The organism is Niastella sp. sgz303648 (genome assembly GCF_059587045.1).
This window is the reverse complement of sequence record NZ_JCAPSW010000006.1, coordinates 217,747-235,066: the sequence shown is the minus strand read 5'-3', so window position 1 is coordinate 235,066 and position 17,320 is coordinate 217,747. Positions and strand designations below refer to the sequence as shown.

Below are 17,320 nucleotides of genomic sequence, written 5' to 3'. Positions count from 1 at the left end.
TTCATTACTATAATTTAATAAAGTGTTTGGATAAATAGGTGTAGTAAAACCAGTACACAAGCGGAATAAAATACAAACTTACCGGTGTGCCTATGACCATACCGCCTATCAATGCAAGAGATAAAGGCCTTTGTAATACCGACCCCACATCATTGCCAAACAGAAATGGCGCTACAGAAAGAATGGTTGTCATGGCCGTCATTACGATAGATTGCAACCGTCTTTTTCCACCGGCATGGATAGCATCCATTAATTCATACCCTTCGTTTCTTCGTAATTGATTAATTATATCGATTTTCAATATCGAATCGTTAATAATGATGCCGCACATTACCACGAATCCTATTAATGAAATCAGGTTAATGGAGGAGTTAAATACATACAGCATAATTAAAGCCCCGCTCATACTGATTGGCAATTCAAGCAACACAATAACAGGTTGTATCAACGATTCAAACTGGGCAGCAAGAATAAAATATAACAATAACACGGCAACAATTAACACAATACTCATTTCTTTAATCAGCTCTTTATTCGAAAAAAAGCTGCCGGTATAGCTTACATCTAAATTGTTTTTTGCTTTAATTTGCTCATTTACATAGTTTATTATATCCTGCGGTTTGTTTGTATGAATAGCCAACGGAATGTAGTTGCCATTTTTTCCGCCCTCTATTGTTTTGTATGTTTCCTCGTTAACAATTTTCAAAAAACTGCGAACAGGAATTTGTATTCCTTTGTTATTTGTTACAGATACATTATTTAAAACATAGTTAAGGTCCTGCACTTTATCAGTAACTACAACAGGCGTACTTTTTTGTCCGTTTGGCAAACTGGCAACTTCATCTGCATGTAAAGCGCCGCGAAGCCGGTTAAATATTGCATATAACGATAAATCGTATAACAAAAGTTTTTCAGGGTCTGCTACCAGCGCCAGTGAATTTTGTACAGGAAGCGGAGTGATTTCAGAACCAGGAAATGCCCGGTCGATTAGTTTTAATACCTGAGAGGCTTTTTCTTTGGAAGGCAAAACCTCATTTCCCGATTGTTTCAATTGCACAATTAATGGAGGTTCGTCATCGCCAAATACGTTTTCAAAGATATTTTTGGGCGCCCCAAGTTTCAAACTTGCTTCGGGATAATTTTTTTCGATATAACTTCTGATTTCATTCTTTATTGACAATAAAGAATCAGGGTCACTGATCTTAATATAAACCTGCGACTCAGAAGATGACAGTTCCTTTTCTTTATTTAACAAATATTGCTGTTCTCCAATCAGGCAGTTCGATTGAACCAGTCTGTTACCCAGGGTTGTTATAAGAGATGAAACACGGCTTTTATTTTCTGCAATTGTAATATTCCTGTTCCAGTCAATTTTCGATACCAGCTCTGTTTGCTGAAATGCAGGTAGTTTTTCCCTTTTCAGATGGGTAAACAGAAAAACATTCAAAACAATGAGCATAATTACAATAGCGAGGGAATATAGCTTGTTTTTAAAAACCCAGTGAAAACCCAACTCATACAGTCTTGTAAAAAAATTAATGCCATATTTTTCAAAAAAATTGATTTCCAGTTTCCGGACCTTTCCTTTATGAAAAAGACGATAAAGTGTAGGCAACAGGGTAACAGACACAATCAGCGATATAACCAGGCCAATAGTAATCGCCATGGCCTGCTCATAAAAAAGAGCGCCGGATATTCCGCTTAAAAATATCAAAGGAAGAAATACTGAGCATGTGGTTAATACAGATGATAGCAAAGGTCTTATAATTTCCATAGTTCCCTTACTACATGCTTCTGCCAGGTCGTGATTTCGTTGTTTATATTGGCTGATATTGTCGATAACGATTATTGAATTATCTATCATTAATCCCACACCCAGTACAAGACCGGAAAGGGAAATAATGTTAATACTGATATGGAATATTTTAAAAAAGAGAATACTGATTACAAGGCTAACTGGTACAGCAATGCCTATGAGAAGCGGAGACCTTAAATTCTTTAAAAAAAAGAACATCAGTATAAAAGCAAGAAAACTTCCTATGATCAGATCCTGCTTTAAATTAGTGATTGAAAATTCAAGTAATTCTGTTTGGTCCTGTGTTTGTTCAAATTGTATATCGGGATAATCGCGTTTAAAATCTGTAAGCAGTACATTAATATTGCTTCTTAAGTCGGCTAATTTAGTGTCGGGTTGTTTTATAATAGCAAGGCTGATTGCCGGTTGGTTATTGGCTAAAAAGCAGCCTTTTGCATCGCTTTCTCTTAAGCCAATATCAGCAATGTCGCTGAGTTTAAAAATTCTATCGGCATACTTAAAGCTGATATTGCGAATATCTTCAACAGACAGCAGGTTTTTTGATTCGAAACGTACATTGTATTGCAAGCCTCCATCCATTGCAGTAACATTCCCATAAAGAAGGTTATGACCAGTTATTATCCGTTTAAAGTCATCAACGTTTAAATGCAAGGCAGCCATTACTGCGGGGTCAGGAATAATATATATTTCAGGTTGCAACACTCCGGTAATATCAACAAAGGCGATTTCGGGTAATTGCTCCAGCCGGCGTTTGATAACATGTTCTGCAAACTGGCTTAATTCTATAAAACGGGAAGCAGCATGAATATCAGTCTTGTCATTTTTCAAACTCAGGTTAAGGTGAAAAACCGGAATGTCTGTAGCACTTGCTTTTATTACCCGCGGCCTTTCCATGTCGCGGGGTAAAGCGTTCATAGAAAGATCAATTTTTTCATTTACCTCAATAAAAGCATAATTAATATCGGCCCCATAAGCAAACTTCAGCCGTAAAATTGAATAACCGTCACGGGTTTCGCTATGAATATCCTGCAGGTTGGGAACCTGTAGTAATTGTGTACGTATACTGGCAATAATACTTTCTAATTCTTTTGAAGATGTATTTTGTTTACTGACATGAACCGTGATCTCAGGTATATCTATATCGGGTAGCGGAGATACCGGAACTTTCAGAACCGCAATTGCTCCTAAAAGTACCAACGCTACAAATACCACGATAACAGCAACAGGCTTATTAATCAGAAATTTAACCATGGCATAATTATTCTTTAACTGACTCGTTTTTTTTACAGGTTATGAGATTTTTTACTTCCAATACCTTTTAAAAAAAGCGGTAGAAAGAACAGAATGGCAATCATTGAAAACAAAATGCCACCTGCTACACTCATCGCCAACGGGTACCAGAAAGGTTCGTGTTTTGAATCGATAATGAATGGCACCAGACCTAATATCATTGAAGTTTTGCTTAATATAACCGGAATGATTTTGGAATTATAAGCTTTAATATAAAGCAAGCGCAGAGGTTTGGTGGGATAATCTCTTTTTAAGTTATTGAAATCATTAAGAATAAATAATGCGGCATTCACAACTACACCACACAACACAATAAAGGCTACATAACCTCCTTCATCGAAATTATATGCAAACAACCAGCTGGTAATAAATAAACCAATGAAAGATATGGGCACCATGGCAATTACCGCCAATGATTGACGCAATGAGTTCAGAAGAATTGCACAAATGGAGAACACGATCGCCACTGTTAAAAAAATTGCCCAGGTCAGTTTTTTTTCAGCCCCACTCCAAAAATTAATTTCCTGTTGCTTAATGCTAAACCCCAATGGCAACTGCTTACTTACCTCGTCAGCGATCTTTTCAGAAACAAGAGATGCGTAATAATTGTCGCCTATAAAATTATAATTTACCACCAGTTGATATTGCTGATTTTCCCGCACAATTTCATTGGCGCCTTTTTCTTTATTTATAGCAGCAAAATCCTTTAACCGAACATAACTTCCCGAATCATAAACAACCGGTTGGTTCATTACCTGCCAAACAGATGCCTGCTCATTTGCCGTAGATAGAATGACCGGGGCATAACCGCCCTTGTAAAAAATTGTACTGACAGTGCTTTTATCAACTGAAAAATCTGTGAGGGCATTGCTTATGATTTGGGGCGACAAATTATTTTCCAGTAATTTTTCCTGGCTGTTCACCCTGAATACAAATTCATAATTCATTTTTTCCCCTTCCGGATCCCTTGTGCTTCCAATACTAATTTTCTCTACTCTTGCATTCTTTAATAACAGGCTTTTTACCTGTTCAGCAAATCTGTACAACTTTTCATAGTTATAACCTTGCAGTGTCAGTGCATAATTGGTTGTTTCTTTGTCTAATTTATTATTAAAGCCTTCCCCAATGCCATAAATCATGAAATCGGCAAGGCCTGTAAATACTGCTTTGGATTCCAATTGGCTTTTTAATGCATAAGGGAAATTTCCATTTTCAAATTCCTTTTTAAACCTGATTTCCAGTTGAGCCTTTTGGCCATTATATACTCTGCTTTGAACCTGTTCTATCTGTTTAAACTGGCTAAGATAATTCTCCCATTTCAGCACAACATCATTCATTTGCCGGGTAGTTGCTTCTGCCGGCATACCAATGTCGACTTTTATGTATGTGTTTGCAACTGATGTCTCAGCATATGAAAATCTTGATGACCCGGAAACGAATAAACGTAATGTGCCACCCATACCAATGTCGATCCAGGGTTTTACCTGTTCATTATAAAACTGATTACCCATTACCGAATTATATACTTTAGCGAAGACGTTACTTTTTTCAATCTTTGCGGGAAGCATAAAAACGGGAATGCCAAATAATAAGATCATTATAAGAACAACAACAGGTTTGAAACGGGTGGCAAAGCGGAGACGGCGTAAATACCACCTGTTCCAGACAATTACCCTTTTTTTTCTTTTGATCTGCGACGAAAATGGAGGTTTATTTAAAGGCAGTTTCTCCATCAGCGCCGGAATGAAAAAGAGAGCGATCATTAAAGAAACGCCCAGGTTAATGATAATAACCCACGTAAAATCTAACAGCCTCATCTGCTGCTGGTGATCCAGGAAAAAAATAATACAAACAGCTCCTATGGTAGTAAAAGAGGCGCCTGCAACAGCCAAAAACACCTTTACATTTCCTTTATTTCGGATATGATCAATAATAACAATGCTTTTATCGATCATCAATCCCATGGAAATAGTTATGCCGGCCAGTGAGTAAAGGTTGATCTCTAATTTTAGAAAATAGTAAAAGATATTTGAAACAAGCAAATTAGCCACTAATGAAAGCAGGATAAACAATAAATACCGCAGGGAACGACTTGTAACCAATACAAATACCAGCAGAATGAATAAGGTGGCCAGTGTGCGCCCGGTGATTTTATTTAGTTCGTTTTTCAAATATGCAGTTGCATCATACGACAAAAGGATAGAATACTCCTGTGGTAAACTTTTCTGAAGACTATTCATCCGGGCTTTGATCTTTTCGGCCAGTGTGATATAGTTTGTGTTTGCTGCTGCTACAATTTCAAGGTTTACTGTATTTAAACCGTTTACCCTATAATAAGAGCCGGGCTCCTGCTCAACGTACTGCACCCGCGCAATATCAGTTAAAAAAAGGACCCGTTCTGCCTGTTTTGTTACAGGAATTTTTTTCCAGTCTATATCTTCCGACCGGTTTGTTCTAAGTGTTAGATAGATGTAATCGGAATTACCTTTTTTTGTTTCATTGGCAACGTATGCTTTTCCGGCCTCAAACGTTTGAAAATAATTAGTAATAGCAGTACTGATATCCCGCGTTGAAAGTCCATACCGCAACAATTCGGCATTGTTGAATTGCAACTCCCACGCAAAATCAGTAGTTCCGTATATATTTATTTGTGAAACGCCCTCAGTAAGGGCTAATGAGGGTTTTAATAATTTTTCTGCAACCTGTTTAATATTTGCAGCAGTTGCTTTACCATTAATCGTATATGATAAAATAGATCTATCTTTTTCTCCGGTTACTCCATTCGCATAAACGATTGGATAACGTACCCCCCTGGGTAAATGGGGATATACCTGGCGTATTAAAGTGGCAATTTCGAACCGGCATGCCTCCTGCGAAACATAGCCGTTCAGTTCTACCTGTATATATGCCTGGCTGTTTGCAGAAACAGAACGAATATTCTTTATGCCTTTAACCGTAGCTATTATTCCTTCAAGTTTTGCCGTTACCTCACGTTCCAGCTTTTCGGAAGATGCCGCCGGCCAGTAGATTTTAACGGTAACACCGTTCGATGTGTAAGATGGTTCAAGCCTGACTGATAATAAAGGCATTACCGCAATGCCAACTATTACAAAGATAACGAAGATGATAATGATGCTAAAGGCAGGCAATGGCAATTTATGAAATCGTATGGGCCGGGTATTATTCAAAGCTTACTTTTATTTTGCAGGTTGTACTTCGGCACCGTGGGCAAGGTTAATATTATTACTAACTATCACCTTCTGGTTTGCTTTCAGGCCCGAAGTGATACATATGCTTTTACTGTTTTGCAAGTCTGTTTGCACATAATTCCATTTGGCAAAACCGTCTTCATAAGTGAACACAACCTGCCGGTTATCTCTTTGAACAACCGCCTCTTTAGGCACGAACATTTTATTGGGCACGGGTTTCTTCACAATAACCTTCACACTCATTCCATCGAGCATATTGCCTGCGGAATTATCCGTTAATGCAGTGATTTTAATCATGCCGTTTCCATCTATAACCGGGTTTACATGTGTTACTATACCTTTTACTGTAACATCCTGACCAAATGGAGCTATTTCAACAACAGAACCTTTGGCAACAAACCGATACTCGCTTTCGAGCACATTAAATTCTACCAGTAACTTACTATCATCAATGAGGGTACAAAGCCTCTTGAAAGCATCCGGTTTATTGTACACCCTTGCTTCGAGGTTGGCTACTTTTCCTGAAAAGGGTGCAACAATCACAGTTTTCCCGAGCAATGTTTTTGCGTCGGCATAATCGTACCGGGCATTATTGTAACCGCTTTTAATTTTTGCCATCCGCATAATTTCAACCGGCACTTTCAGGGAATCTTTTAACCGGTACCCATAGTCAATTAACCTGTCGTCGAGTTCTACTGTCGCTTTGTCAAGGGCCTCCCGCTTTCTTTCCAAATTATTTTTAAGATCGGTATCGTTTAACCGGGCTAATACCTGAGAACGTGCAACGCGGTCTCCATTTTTGATAAGAACTTCGGTTATATTTTCATTTAAAGGAAATCTGATGTCGGCATTCGTTACAGCCAATGCTTTTCCGTTGCTAAGAATTTCAAGATCAAAGGTCCCCTGACTTACCCGCGCAACATCTACAACTGTTGTTTCTTCTCTAAAAGTACTTTTTGCAACAGGCGCAGCTGTAATGCCGGCATTTTTATCATTTGAGCAGGCGCTTATAAAAACAAAAGATAAAACCAGGGCGCAGGTTGATGTTGAGCAAGTCATTGCTTTACACATTGAAAAATATAATAAGGTTACTTAAGCAGATCTTCAACTATTGTAATAAGTGCTTCCTTGTTCTGAGGTGGCAAACCATTACTGGTAATAAGTCTTCCTTCTTTATTAACAATCATGTAACGGGGGTAACCGCTAAAATTATATCTTGCCCGCACCCTTGAAATTTCATCAGCGGTGAGCAGAAAATGCTGCCCTGTAAGTCCATACTTATTTATTGAACTTTGCCAGTTATTTTTTTCAGAATTTGCACATAAATAAACAAAGGCAACGGGCTTTCCTTCAAAATGCTTTTGCAACGCCTTACTGTAAGGGAATTGCTCTATGCAGGGTCCACACCAGGTTGCCCAAAAATCTATATATATTACCTTCCCTTTGTTTTCGCGGGCAATTTTATTGATATAAGTTTCTTTTTCCCGCGACGAAACCAATGAAAGGAGATTCTCATATTTTTGTTCTTCAAACTGCTGCTTTATTCGTAAACTCTCCTGCGAGATGATGGTATAAATTGTTGGGTCGCTGCAAATTGTTTTCAACTTATTTAAAACGTCGTTACCGGGGTTGAGCCGTCCCGGTTTTAAAAAGTAAGAATATATATAATGGCCTATTAAATAATCTCTGAAAATACCCCTGGGAAATAATGAGTCAATTTGAGAAAGACCATACAACAAATCCATGCCCGAATAATAATATATCCAATAATCGCTTTCGTCTAAATATCGCATCAGATGCTCATATTGTTGCATCACCTTTTTGGTTTCGGCCGAATCTTTGGCGGGGAAGTGAATTGAAAAACTGCCCATAGAACCAATAAGGGAAGCCCCTGACTTTTTTAAATTGTTGATACTCTTTATCAGTTCCTCCGTTAATGATTTATCATGCTCCTGAACATATTCGAGGTATTTGTTCAAAGAAGAATTAACAGAAGTAAAACTGTCAATTTTTTTCCTGTCCAACAGGTGCTCCCGCGCCACCCTATTCAAACCCTCTCTTGTAAAACCATCAAATTCATACCCGGCCAAATGGGCATAATTATCATCTGCAGTAAATGAATCAAGCAGATTAAGATACTCTGCAGAAAGACTCACTTCTTTATCTGGCTCATGCAGCCACCGGTAGCGATATAGCGAATTGGCAAGATGATACTTATTTGTTTCCTGAATCGTTTGCCATAACAGGTTGCTCATTGTGAATTGTGCCCGGTATGCTGCCAGCAAAGAATCTGTGAATCGCTTTTTGGCAAGCTCATACTCTTTGTATGTGTTTTGATCACTTTTCTGAATCATTTCAGCTTGTTCCTGATGATCATCCCATCTTTTTACATACCGTCTGTAGTCCCTGTATTCATTGTTAAATGCGCCCATGGTCCCTGCTACCACCATGTTACAATTGGTTGCGCGTATTTCATCTTCGCTCTTTGCATTTACGTAAGGGAAAAGATCAATGTAAACGATGGCTGTATCGCCCGGTTGCATAAATATGTACTCAAATACCCCTCCGAATTTAACAATCACTTCAGCACAGGGAAATGGAAGCGGAAAGCGAACATTGAATTGCCCGTTTTTATCAACCGCTACATTTCGAATCGCCGTATTTCCTAAAATTAAATCGTCAACCATGAATTCCATGAGCTTTAAGCTGGTCAATTGCCGGTGGTCAACGTAACCTTTTATAATAACGGTGTCGTTGCCGGTTTTTTGAATCTGGCGCAGTTCATTATGATTCAATGATGACACCCGGCGTTGCTTATTAGTTAGTAAAAGTTCTGCCTCATTGGAGGTTAGTTGTATTGTACTATCGCTGTTAATGGATACAGGCAATATAAAGCTCTTCTTCCCTTTTTGTAACAGAAACTGTATATCATTCTCCTTTTTTGCAACCATTTTGTATTGCCAAAAATCATTTTTGAAATAAACGAGCTTGTCATAAAATCCAATCACCCATTCGTTTGTATTATTTTGAAGAAACCAGTTGCCTCTCAGATGTACGGGTAAAGCGGTATACGGCTGCGACCGGGCATTGCTCATAATAAACATTATAACTATGCATATAAGCCACCTTACGTTACCGGATATACATTTTTGCATGAATAACAATTTGTTTAACCTAAACCATATTAACGACCTACAAACTACTTCCCTTTTTAAAACTTTGATAAAACCCGCCCGACCAGTTATCTAAAGAGGAAGAAAGACTACACGCTTTGAGAATTTTTCGATCCTTACCAACCAAAAAAGCAAATGGCACATCAGAATCATAAATTTCCCTATTGATCTCATTGGGCTGCCTGATCAGGTAAAAAGGTATATTAATTTTTTTTATTAAAGAAAACCTTCTTAAAAATTCCTGGTTAGTTTCAGAAGCGATAGCAATAATATTATTACTACCAATGCTGTCGGCAAAGGTTTTAATATTTGGCACTTCTTTATCGATGCACTTATGGCACTGCGTTGGAGAAAAGTAAAATATGATTTTTGACGATACCGGCGCCAGTAATTGATCAAGCGTATTAACTTCTCCATTGGCAACATTTTCCAATGATAAGTTATTAAGCTGGGTATGGAGGAGCCGGAACTGAAATTGGTTTGTCAATTGTACCTGAAACTTAAATGCATTATAATTGCTATATATATCACTATTAGCTTCCTGCATTATTTGAATATGCTTTTGGTGCTGCCACAGGCGAAACAATAAAAAACAGTTTACTCCTAAAAGCAATATGATGATGCCACCAGTAATAAGATTTCTTTTTGTTCTATAGTTAGAATGATTCATTTACATGAATTGAATTTCTATCAAAATGGTTTAACACGGGCAACTAATAAAACCGGATTATCATTTTCTTTTGAACGCTGTGTTATATTATATAACAGTTTATTATACTTATTTAACGTACCGTCGAAAACATCTTTGCCTACACCATCTTTACTATTAGCGAGCAAGCTGCGTTCATATCCGGTAACAATGGGCCCGGGGTACAAAGGAAATACCCAGTTATTGTCGAAGCTCGCTAATGGCCAGCAAACAATATTATTCATGAATAAATCGTCAAAAAACAATCCATTACAACTGATACTTTTTTTTGTATTTAAATCAAACAGAACAGAGTTTCTGGTATCTTTACAGGCATAGGTAAATAGTACTTTGGAGGTATTTACCTGTAAATTCATTAAGCTGTTAATCTGATCGGTTTCCTGCAGCGCCTTCAATTGATCATTAACCGATAAATTGGTAATCCCTTCCAACCAGGCATAGTCGATTTCAGATCCGTTTTTTACTTTTATATCTGCAAAAGGATACATTTTATTTCCTTTGAATAAGGCGATATTATTATAATAAGGAGAAACCAGAAAAAGACCATTTTGGCCTTCATATAAACTTCCCGGAGAAATAACTTTTAACCCGTTTGGGGTTTCCAAAAATTCTTCGACCTTATTAAAATTACTATCCAGTAATGTAAGGCTATAATGTTTATTGTTACCCGTTGCTGACGAATAGTCTGAATAAGCGAGGTACTTATTCTCCGAAAAGAAAGCAATGTTTTTGTAAAAGTCATTCACCTTCTTTTCGTTCACAAAATCCCCTTCAGGAGTAAACAATAAAACCTTCTTTGATGTATGATCATATAATACAATCAGACCATTTTTTTTATTAATGGTTACGTCTGTTATATGATTATACTCGGCAAACCCTCTTCCTACGGCATTTACTTTTTTTATGAATGCACCTTTATTGTTAAAAACAAAAAAGCCATTAACGATTCGCTTATCAACTATTATAATTTTGTCGGCCCAAAACATAAGCTTGTCGATGCTTCCTATCAGATTATTCCCGTTGGTTTCAAGAAATATTAACTGAGAAGAATCGACATCTATCAATTCTGAAGTATTTATAATTCGCTTTGACTTTACATTGATAGTAATCTTTGCATTGTATTCATTGCCATCAGGAATAATCGATGTAGTACCCGAAGCAATTTTTTTACAGATGTCGTTATTGATGCTTTTGACAGTTGGTCTGTTTTTCGAAGTACATGAACCTAAAACCATTACTCCAAAAGCAAGCGAAACAAAAGACTTTAATTTCATTGGATTGAATAAAGATTCTATTTATTAATGCAGGAAATTTAAAGCTTAATGAAAGGCTATTACAACTATAATAGCCTTTCAATTGCAAATACTTAATTATTGATTAGTATCCCTGCACTTTAACAAATGTATTATATTTCAGACATCGATCGGAGGTCTTTCCGTCACAATCATGGCTATTGTAGGTGAGAACATTATTTTTTGCTAACTCATAACTAACACCTGCACTAACTGTACTTGTGGTATTGTTTCCACTTGTAGTCGCGGCTTCTGCCATTGTGCCTCCTGCTGTTAATTTCCATGTGCCCTGACCTCTTACTACATCGCTTATGTCGTTAAAAACTACCGGATTACCCTTAGATTCAGTACTTCCATTGAAGTAATCACTCATTTTTTTTCTTTTTTTTCCAGGTGGCACATAGCCTTCTGAATCGTAATAGCCAGTCGTATTGGACGAATCATCCTCCCATGATTCGGTCAATCCGGAACCTCCGGAATTATCGGAAGAACTGGAAGAAGTTCCGGATGAAGCGGATGAAGAAAACTCATCTGCCGAGGCAGTTGCCAACGTAGTGAGTTTTACAATAGGTCGTGTTTTACTGTCTAACACGACCTTAACATTCATCATTGCAATAAGTGCAATTGCAATGACTAAAGATGCACTGAAAAGTTTTCTTTTCATTTGATTTCTGTTTTTGGTTTAAAAATTAAAATATATAAAAGAAAAGATTTTATGTTCTTCAGATCAAAATATTCAATAGCACAAATAAATAAAGGAAGAGGTAGTAACCAGGCCACCCGGGTTTGGTAACGCGAATAAACGCCTGAAAAAGTGCTGCAAAACCAGGCATTAATAATTAATGCTGCCAATATGAAAAAACTAAATATCAAAAACTTTTGTGAAGGCCGGGCATAGAAGCCTATTAAACAATAAAATAAACAGGATATGCCGACGACTATGTTTTGCGAGAAATTTATAAATCCGAATCGTATGTCTTCATTGGGCTGCTGTGAGTTTATATAACTTTCATAATCATCATTAAAATAAGTACGTATTGTATTATTAACAAATGTTGTTGGCTTATTTACATGTTCCATGTCATAATTAAAGAACTGCTTAATGGTATAAATACCCGACCTGTAAATAACTCTTGAAAGATGTTTCGGTGTTGTTAAAAGATCCTTTTCTATAGCCACAAATTCTGAGTCGTTTGCTTTTCCCCAACCTCCTGTTTTTTTTAATGGGCTGTTTTGCACCCATAAAAAATTATTGGGTATAGAATCTTTATAGGGGCATAACTTATAATTTTTCTTTCCGCAGTTTTCAGCCAGATACGGGTCTACAACGCCCATTTCAATAAGGTTATTCATTAAAAAGACAGCGCCCCCAAAAGAACTTTTAAAACCGGCGCCATAATGATTATGAATACCTGCACTGAGGAAGTTGCTAAATACTGATAAACCAATAACGAAAAGAACAGCCTTAAACCTTATTTCGGCATTTTTGTACGTCAGCCGGAAACGCCTGAAAAGATATCCGGTTAACAATAAGCAGCATAAAAAGATACAGATGAAAAAATGAGAGTTATGAACTATTATGCTTAATACCAGCATTGCTGATACAATGATAAAATCTCTTGTTTTTAATTTAAAAATAATAAGCAGGGCCATGCATAGAATTGCGACTGCTATAAAAATGTCGGGCATCAGCATGGTCACTTCACAGGAGGCCCCCGTAAAAGCGCAAACAAAACCAGTAAATCCTATATAATAAAATAAAAATCGTTGCCTATTATTTGAGTAGTAGTATTTATTTGTATAGCTGAAAATAAAATACACAACCAAAGAAACAATTAACGCCTGAGTTATAATAACCAGCCACAGGGAATAATGCATAGCTGAAACAGCGATAAATAATCCGTACGTAATTGGTCTGTCTTCCCGAATCACACCGGTAATACCACGTTCTATATAAACAGCCGTATCGTTGTTGAAAGTGAAAGGAAACCCATTATAAAGAGCTAGTGTGCAATATAGAAACGTGCTCAATAAAATGGCGGCTATATGAAATAATCTTCTTTGCAGATTTTGTATGAACATTTTAAGAATTTGGTCGTTAAATCAACTGTTTTGTATTTTTCTTTCATACCCGGCAACCGAAATAAAAAGCGGTAACATTAATACCCAAATCAATTGCCAGCTGAGATTGTTTTTTTCAGCATTCAGAAAACAGGCAGTTACTAAAAAAATCAAAAAGCCGGCTATACCAAAAACCAAAAACATATAGTACTTTTTCATACCCCTAACAGATGCCAAGTATATAAAAAGCAACACAGACACCATACAAACTATTATTTGAACATTACTTAATATTATAAATCGTACGCCACCGAAATACTGCTTCGACAAACAGGCTTCTCTTAATTCCCAGTTATACCATTTCGACAAAGAAGAAAATGTTGCTGTACGTTTTATACTTTTGGGATACGTGGCAATTATATAATTCTGCTTATTGAAAAAATAATCCAATTTTTGATTTTTTGGCGCCCTTACTTTATTTGCATCAGTGACGATGAAAGTGTTTTTTAAAGCATAATTCGACCCGCATACCAACAGCCAGGAAACTGCAGCAACCGTTATGCTAAGAATGACCCTGCGCCAATTCGTTTTAATATTATATGCATTAAGTGCGGTTTGTTTTCTGACTAAACTTATCGAAACAGTGAGAATAAGTAAAACATTAGCGATAAGATTTACTATGCTTATTCCGGTGCTAACGAGGGCGATTGTACCAATAATATAAACATCACGTTTCGATAATTTTTCTGCAAATAACAAAAGGCCAATGGCCAACATTGAAATACCCGAAAATACCCCTGTTCCAATAGTGCTTACGGTTACTGATGCTGCAGTTAAAAAAGTTATGCTGAAAACAAAGGCCAGAAAATAAATCGCCAAAGCGGTACCATTCGAAAAGTAACGGAGGTAATAGTAAATGATAAGAGAAAGCAAAAAGGCCTGGCAAAAAACTACTAACCATAAAGAGAATCCCCAACTGGCATGCGCTATAAAAAATCCGTAAACAGGTGTGCTCCCCTGCGGGACACTTTTTCCAAATCCTGAATCCAGATAAGCGCCTGAATTTTCCGTTAACAATGGAAAACGATTGTAAAACGAAGTAAAGCTGAGGATAAAAGCGCCCAATAATATTAAAACAATCTTCTTAATCATTGTTTATAAATTTCAAAATCCTCGATAAATGATCAACAGAAAACAATACGCAGGAAACCTTTCCGATTATTGAACTTTCAGGTAAAAATCCCCAATAGCGTGAATCAATGGAATGGTACCGGTTATCACCCATAACAAAATAATAGTTGCTTTTAAAAGTGTAGCTGGTAACTTTTTTACCATTTATATAAATGCTATCGTTATTAACCAACATATTATTTTGTTCATAATTAACAATTACTTCCCTGTATAGCTCAATATTCTCTTTATGTAATGAAATGGTTTTTCCTTTGGCAGGAATCACAACAGGGCCATAATTCTCTCTTGTTTGATTATTGAAACGTGAGCCTGTAAATAATAATGGACCATTGGCGCCTTTGGGATAATCATCTATCGATACAGTATCTATCAAATCACTCCTTTGCAAATCTGATGCGGTTTTCTTTGTTATAGATATGTGTATGGAATCGCCATCGTTCCATAACAAATTTTTTTCGTCGATCCCATATTTTTTAAGAGAGTCAAGATCAAAAGATTCATAATTTGTTTTGATACAATAAGAATATTTTACTGATAAAGGTTCCTTTTGCAGCTGAGTATTCACATACCTTATATTATGCGCTACTTCAATAGTATCGCCCGGCAATCCAACACATCTCTTCACAATAATTTTTTCTGAACCCGGTTTATCAAAAACAATGATGTCGTTACGCTTTACCTCACCCAATCCGGGTAAACGCCTGTAGTTCCAGCAGGGTGTTTGCGCCCACTTATAGGCTCCTGTGAACCAGGCAATCAGTTCAACAAACGGAATGTCTTTCGGCCTTACAGGCAAACGCGTTCCGTATTGAAATTTATTAATCAACATTACATCCCCGGGGTATAGCGTTTCTTCCATGCTGCCTGAACTAACGAGGTAACAACCAATTACGAAAACACGAATGAAAACGATGACAATAAAAAGCCATATCATCTTCTTTGCTGTTTTAACGAAAAATCTTTTTTTCGAAAACAACTTTGCCTTTATGTTAGTTATATTTGGAAAGGCTGATTTCATTGGTTGAATAAGTGCAACGGAAATTATTGTTTTTGCAATCCGGTTTCGGTGATAACATAGGCTTCCTGATAGGTTTCATAATCAGTATTAATCTCAAACAGGTTGTGCCTCGTTTTTGCCACTATATTTTCAGCAGCTTTTAAACCCATAAGAATACTATGATCCTGATTGTTATACTTAAAAGAACCGTATCGTCCTATAACAGAAAGGTTCTCAATTGTGGAAACATAGTCGTTGATGGGCTTCAGGATTTCTTTATACCCTTTGTTATACACCGGATAACATTTGTTGACCCGGTAAACATACCCATCTTCGATTAATTCGGGCTTTACCAATCCTGTTTTAGCGATCTCTGTTGAAGCAAGCTTAACAAAATCCTCATCTTTATTTTTCCATAATTCCGAATCATGGTTACACCAGTATTCAATGGCTAAAATTGTTTTTTGTTCATCGTTATAAATATGTGGCACCCAATTTCTGAAATTGGTCACTCTGCCCATTAATAATTCGGATGAATGAATGTAGATCCAGTTATCGGGAAAAATGTTAGTACTGTTAACCAATAAATACACAATTACGGTATTTCTAAATGTAAGTTTATTGGCAAGAGCGGTGATTTCGTACGGCACTTCGGTTAAGGTTTGTACCATTAAAGTATAAGGCATGGTAGAAACCACCTGGTCATATTCTTTAAAAGTTCCGTCTTCCAGTTCAATTCCTATTACCTTGCTATTATAATTAACCACTCTGTAAACCGGCGTATTCATATAAACATGATTTCCGGATTGCTTTACAAACCTGGCCATTCTTTCGTACACCATACCTGTGCCGCCCAGGGGGTAGGCGAATTGATCAACCAGCGTTTTATGTTTATTACCTCTCCCTTTTAAAGCTGCATTCTTTACGGCCTCATACAAGGATAACTTTTTGATTCGCTGGGCTGCGAAATCTGAATCAAGTTCGTTGCAAGGTATGCCCCATAGCTTTTCTGAATAGGTTTTAAAGAAGATAGAAAACAGTCTCTTTCCAAATTTGCTTTGTACCCAGGCTTCAAAAGACCCTTCCTCTTTTGATGTGTTAAACTTTTCCATTAAATAACTAAAAACACACCTGCCTGCTTCAAAAATTCCGAGATTACTTAATGTATTGCCTATGTTAAGAGGGTATTTATAAAATTTATTATTATAGTAAATACGGGTAAGCCTGTTTACCATTTCATAATCATCCCCTGCTACCTCTAACCATAGGTCGTTCACTTGTTTGTCGTTACTAAAAAACCGGTGTGGGCCAATATCAACTTTCTGATTCCATAAAGTAAAAGTGGCTGCCATACCTCCAACCCTACCGCCTGATTCAAACACATCGACATGGCAATTACTTTTAGTTAGGGAATAAGCAGTTGTTATGCCTGCTACACCTGCTCCTATAACAGCAATCTTCATATATTAAGTTTGGTAAAAAATCAGCTTCCTGAAGTTTTAATACTCCTGTAAACTGCATTCTTTGTAACGATACATGGTATCGCCCTTTATAAAATAGTAACTTATGGTAATGGTGTAGC

The 17,320-nt window shown here is 36.9% G+C and carries 11 protein-coding genes; all 11 read right to left on the bottom strand.

Features of this window, described 5'->3' with window-relative positions; genetic code table 11:
* Positions 1–7: 7 nt before the first annotated feature.
* The 11 genes from AC59IL_RS19210 to AC59IL_RS19160 all read right to left on the bottom strand — a co-directional run bounded on the left by AC59IL_RS19210 (position 8) and on the right by AC59IL_RS19160 (position 17,201).
* Positions 8–3,067: an efflux RND transporter permease subunit gene (locus tag AC59IL_RS19210; RefSeq protein WP_496553805.1), complete on the bottom strand. Its 3,060-nt coding sequence runs from the start codon at positions 3,065–3,067 to the stop codon at positions 8–10.
* A 32-nt stretch (positions 3,068–3,099) separates the two neighbouring features.
* Positions 3,100–6,294, bottom strand: coding sequence for an efflux RND transporter permease subunit (locus AC59IL_RS19205; RefSeq protein WP_496553804.1), 3,195 nt, complete (start codon positions 6,292–6,294; stop codon positions 3,100–3,102).
* Positions 6,295–6,303: 9 nt separating this feature from the next.
* Positions 6,304–7,374, bottom strand: a complete 1,071-nt coding sequence (locus tag AC59IL_RS19200) for an efflux RND transporter periplasmic adaptor subunit (protein WP_496553803.1) — start codon at positions 7,372–7,374, stop codon at positions 6,304–6,306.
* A gap of 29 nt (positions 7,375–7,403) precedes the next feature.
* Positions 7,404–9,470: a TlpA family protein disulfide reductase gene (locus AC59IL_RS19195; RefSeq protein WP_496553802.1), complete on the bottom strand. Its 2,067-nt coding sequence runs from the start codon at positions 9,468–9,470 to the stop codon at positions 7,404–7,406.
* 37 nt (positions 9,471–9,507) lie between these two features.
* Positions 9,508–10,158, bottom strand: coding sequence for a hypothetical protein (locus AC59IL_RS19190; protein WP_496553801.1), 651 nt, complete (start codon positions 10,156–10,158; stop codon positions 9,508–9,510).
* Between the two features lie 20 nt (positions 10,159–10,178).
* On the bottom strand, positions 10,179–11,471 hold the full coding sequence (locus AC59IL_RS19185) for a DUF4934 domain-containing protein (protein ID WP_496553800.1): 1,293 nt from the start codon (positions 11,469–11,471) through the stop codon (positions 10,179–10,181).
* Between the two features lie 103 nt (positions 11,472–11,574).
* Positions 11,575–12,153 (bottom strand): hypothetical protein, encoded by a 579-nt coding sequence (locus tag AC59IL_RS19180; protein ID WP_496553799.1) that lies wholly within the window; start codon positions 12,151–12,153, stop codon positions 11,575–11,577.
* A complete protein-coding gene (locus AC59IL_RS19175) occupies positions 12,150–13,571 on the bottom strand; it encodes a hypothetical protein (protein WP_496553798.1) in 1,422 nt (473 codons plus the stop codon). Before AC59IL_RS19175 ends, AC59IL_RS19180 begins: the two co-directional genes overlap by 4 nt.
* Before the next feature lie 21 nt (positions 13,572–13,592).
* Entirely contained in the window at positions 13,593–14,702 is a 1,110-nt protein-coding gene (locus AC59IL_RS19170) for a hypothetical protein (protein ID WP_496553797.1), read from the bottom strand.
* On the bottom strand, positions 14,695–15,675 hold the full coding sequence (lepB, locus tag AC59IL_RS19165) for a signal peptidase I (protein WP_496553796.1): 981 nt from the start codon (positions 15,673–15,675) through the stop codon (positions 14,695–14,697). Before lepB ends, AC59IL_RS19170 begins: the two co-directional genes overlap by 8 nt.
* A gap of 107 nt (positions 15,676–15,782) precedes the next feature.
* Complete coding sequence (locus AC59IL_RS19160; protein WP_496553795.1) at positions 15,783–17,201, bottom strand: FAD-dependent oxidoreductase; 1,419 nt, start codon at positions 17,199–17,201, stop codon at positions 15,783–15,785.
* Positions 17,202–17,320 lie beyond the last annotated feature (119 nt).

Bases quoted from the DNA above. Each gene is read 5' to 3' on its own strand.
- AC59IL_RS19195 (WP_496553802.1), bottom strand. From the start codon at position 9,470: ATGCAAAAATGTATATCCGGTAACGTAAGGTGGCTTATATGCATAGTT.
- AC59IL_RS19180 (WP_496553799.1), bottom strand. From the start codon at position 12,153: ATGAAAAGAAAACTTTTCAGTGCATCTTTAGTCATTGCAATTGCACTT.
- AC59IL_RS19175 (WP_496553798.1), bottom strand. From the start codon at position 13,571: ATGTTCATACAAAATCTGCAAAGAAGATTATTTCATATAGCCGCCATT.
- AC59IL_RS19210 (WP_496553805.1), bottom strand. From the start codon at position 3,067: ATGGTTAAATTTCTGATTAATAAGCCTGTTGCTGTTATCGTGGTATTT.
- AC59IL_RS19170 (WP_496553797.1), bottom strand. From the start codon at position 14,702: ATGATTAAGAAGATTGTTTTAATATTATTGGGCGCTTTTATCCTCAGC.
- AC59IL_RS19190 (WP_496553801.1), bottom strand. From the start codon at position 10,158: ATGAATCATTCTAACTATAGAACAAAAAGAAATCTTATTACTGGTGGC.
- AC59IL_RS19200 (WP_496553803.1), bottom strand. From the start codon at position 7,374: ATGACTTGCTCAACATCAACCTGCGCCCTGGTTTTATCTTTTGTTTTT.
- AC59IL_RS19185 (WP_496553800.1), bottom strand. From the start codon at position 11,471: ATGAAATTAAAGTCTTTTGTTTCGCTTGCTTTTGGAGTAATGGTTTTA.
- lepB (WP_496553796.1), bottom strand. From the start codon at position 15,675: ATGATATGGCTTTTTATTGTCATCGTTTTCATTCGTGTTTTCGTAATT.
- AC59IL_RS19160 (WP_496553795.1), bottom strand. From the start codon at position 17,201: ATGAAGATTGCTGTTATAGGAGCAGGTGTAGCAGGCATAACAACTGCT.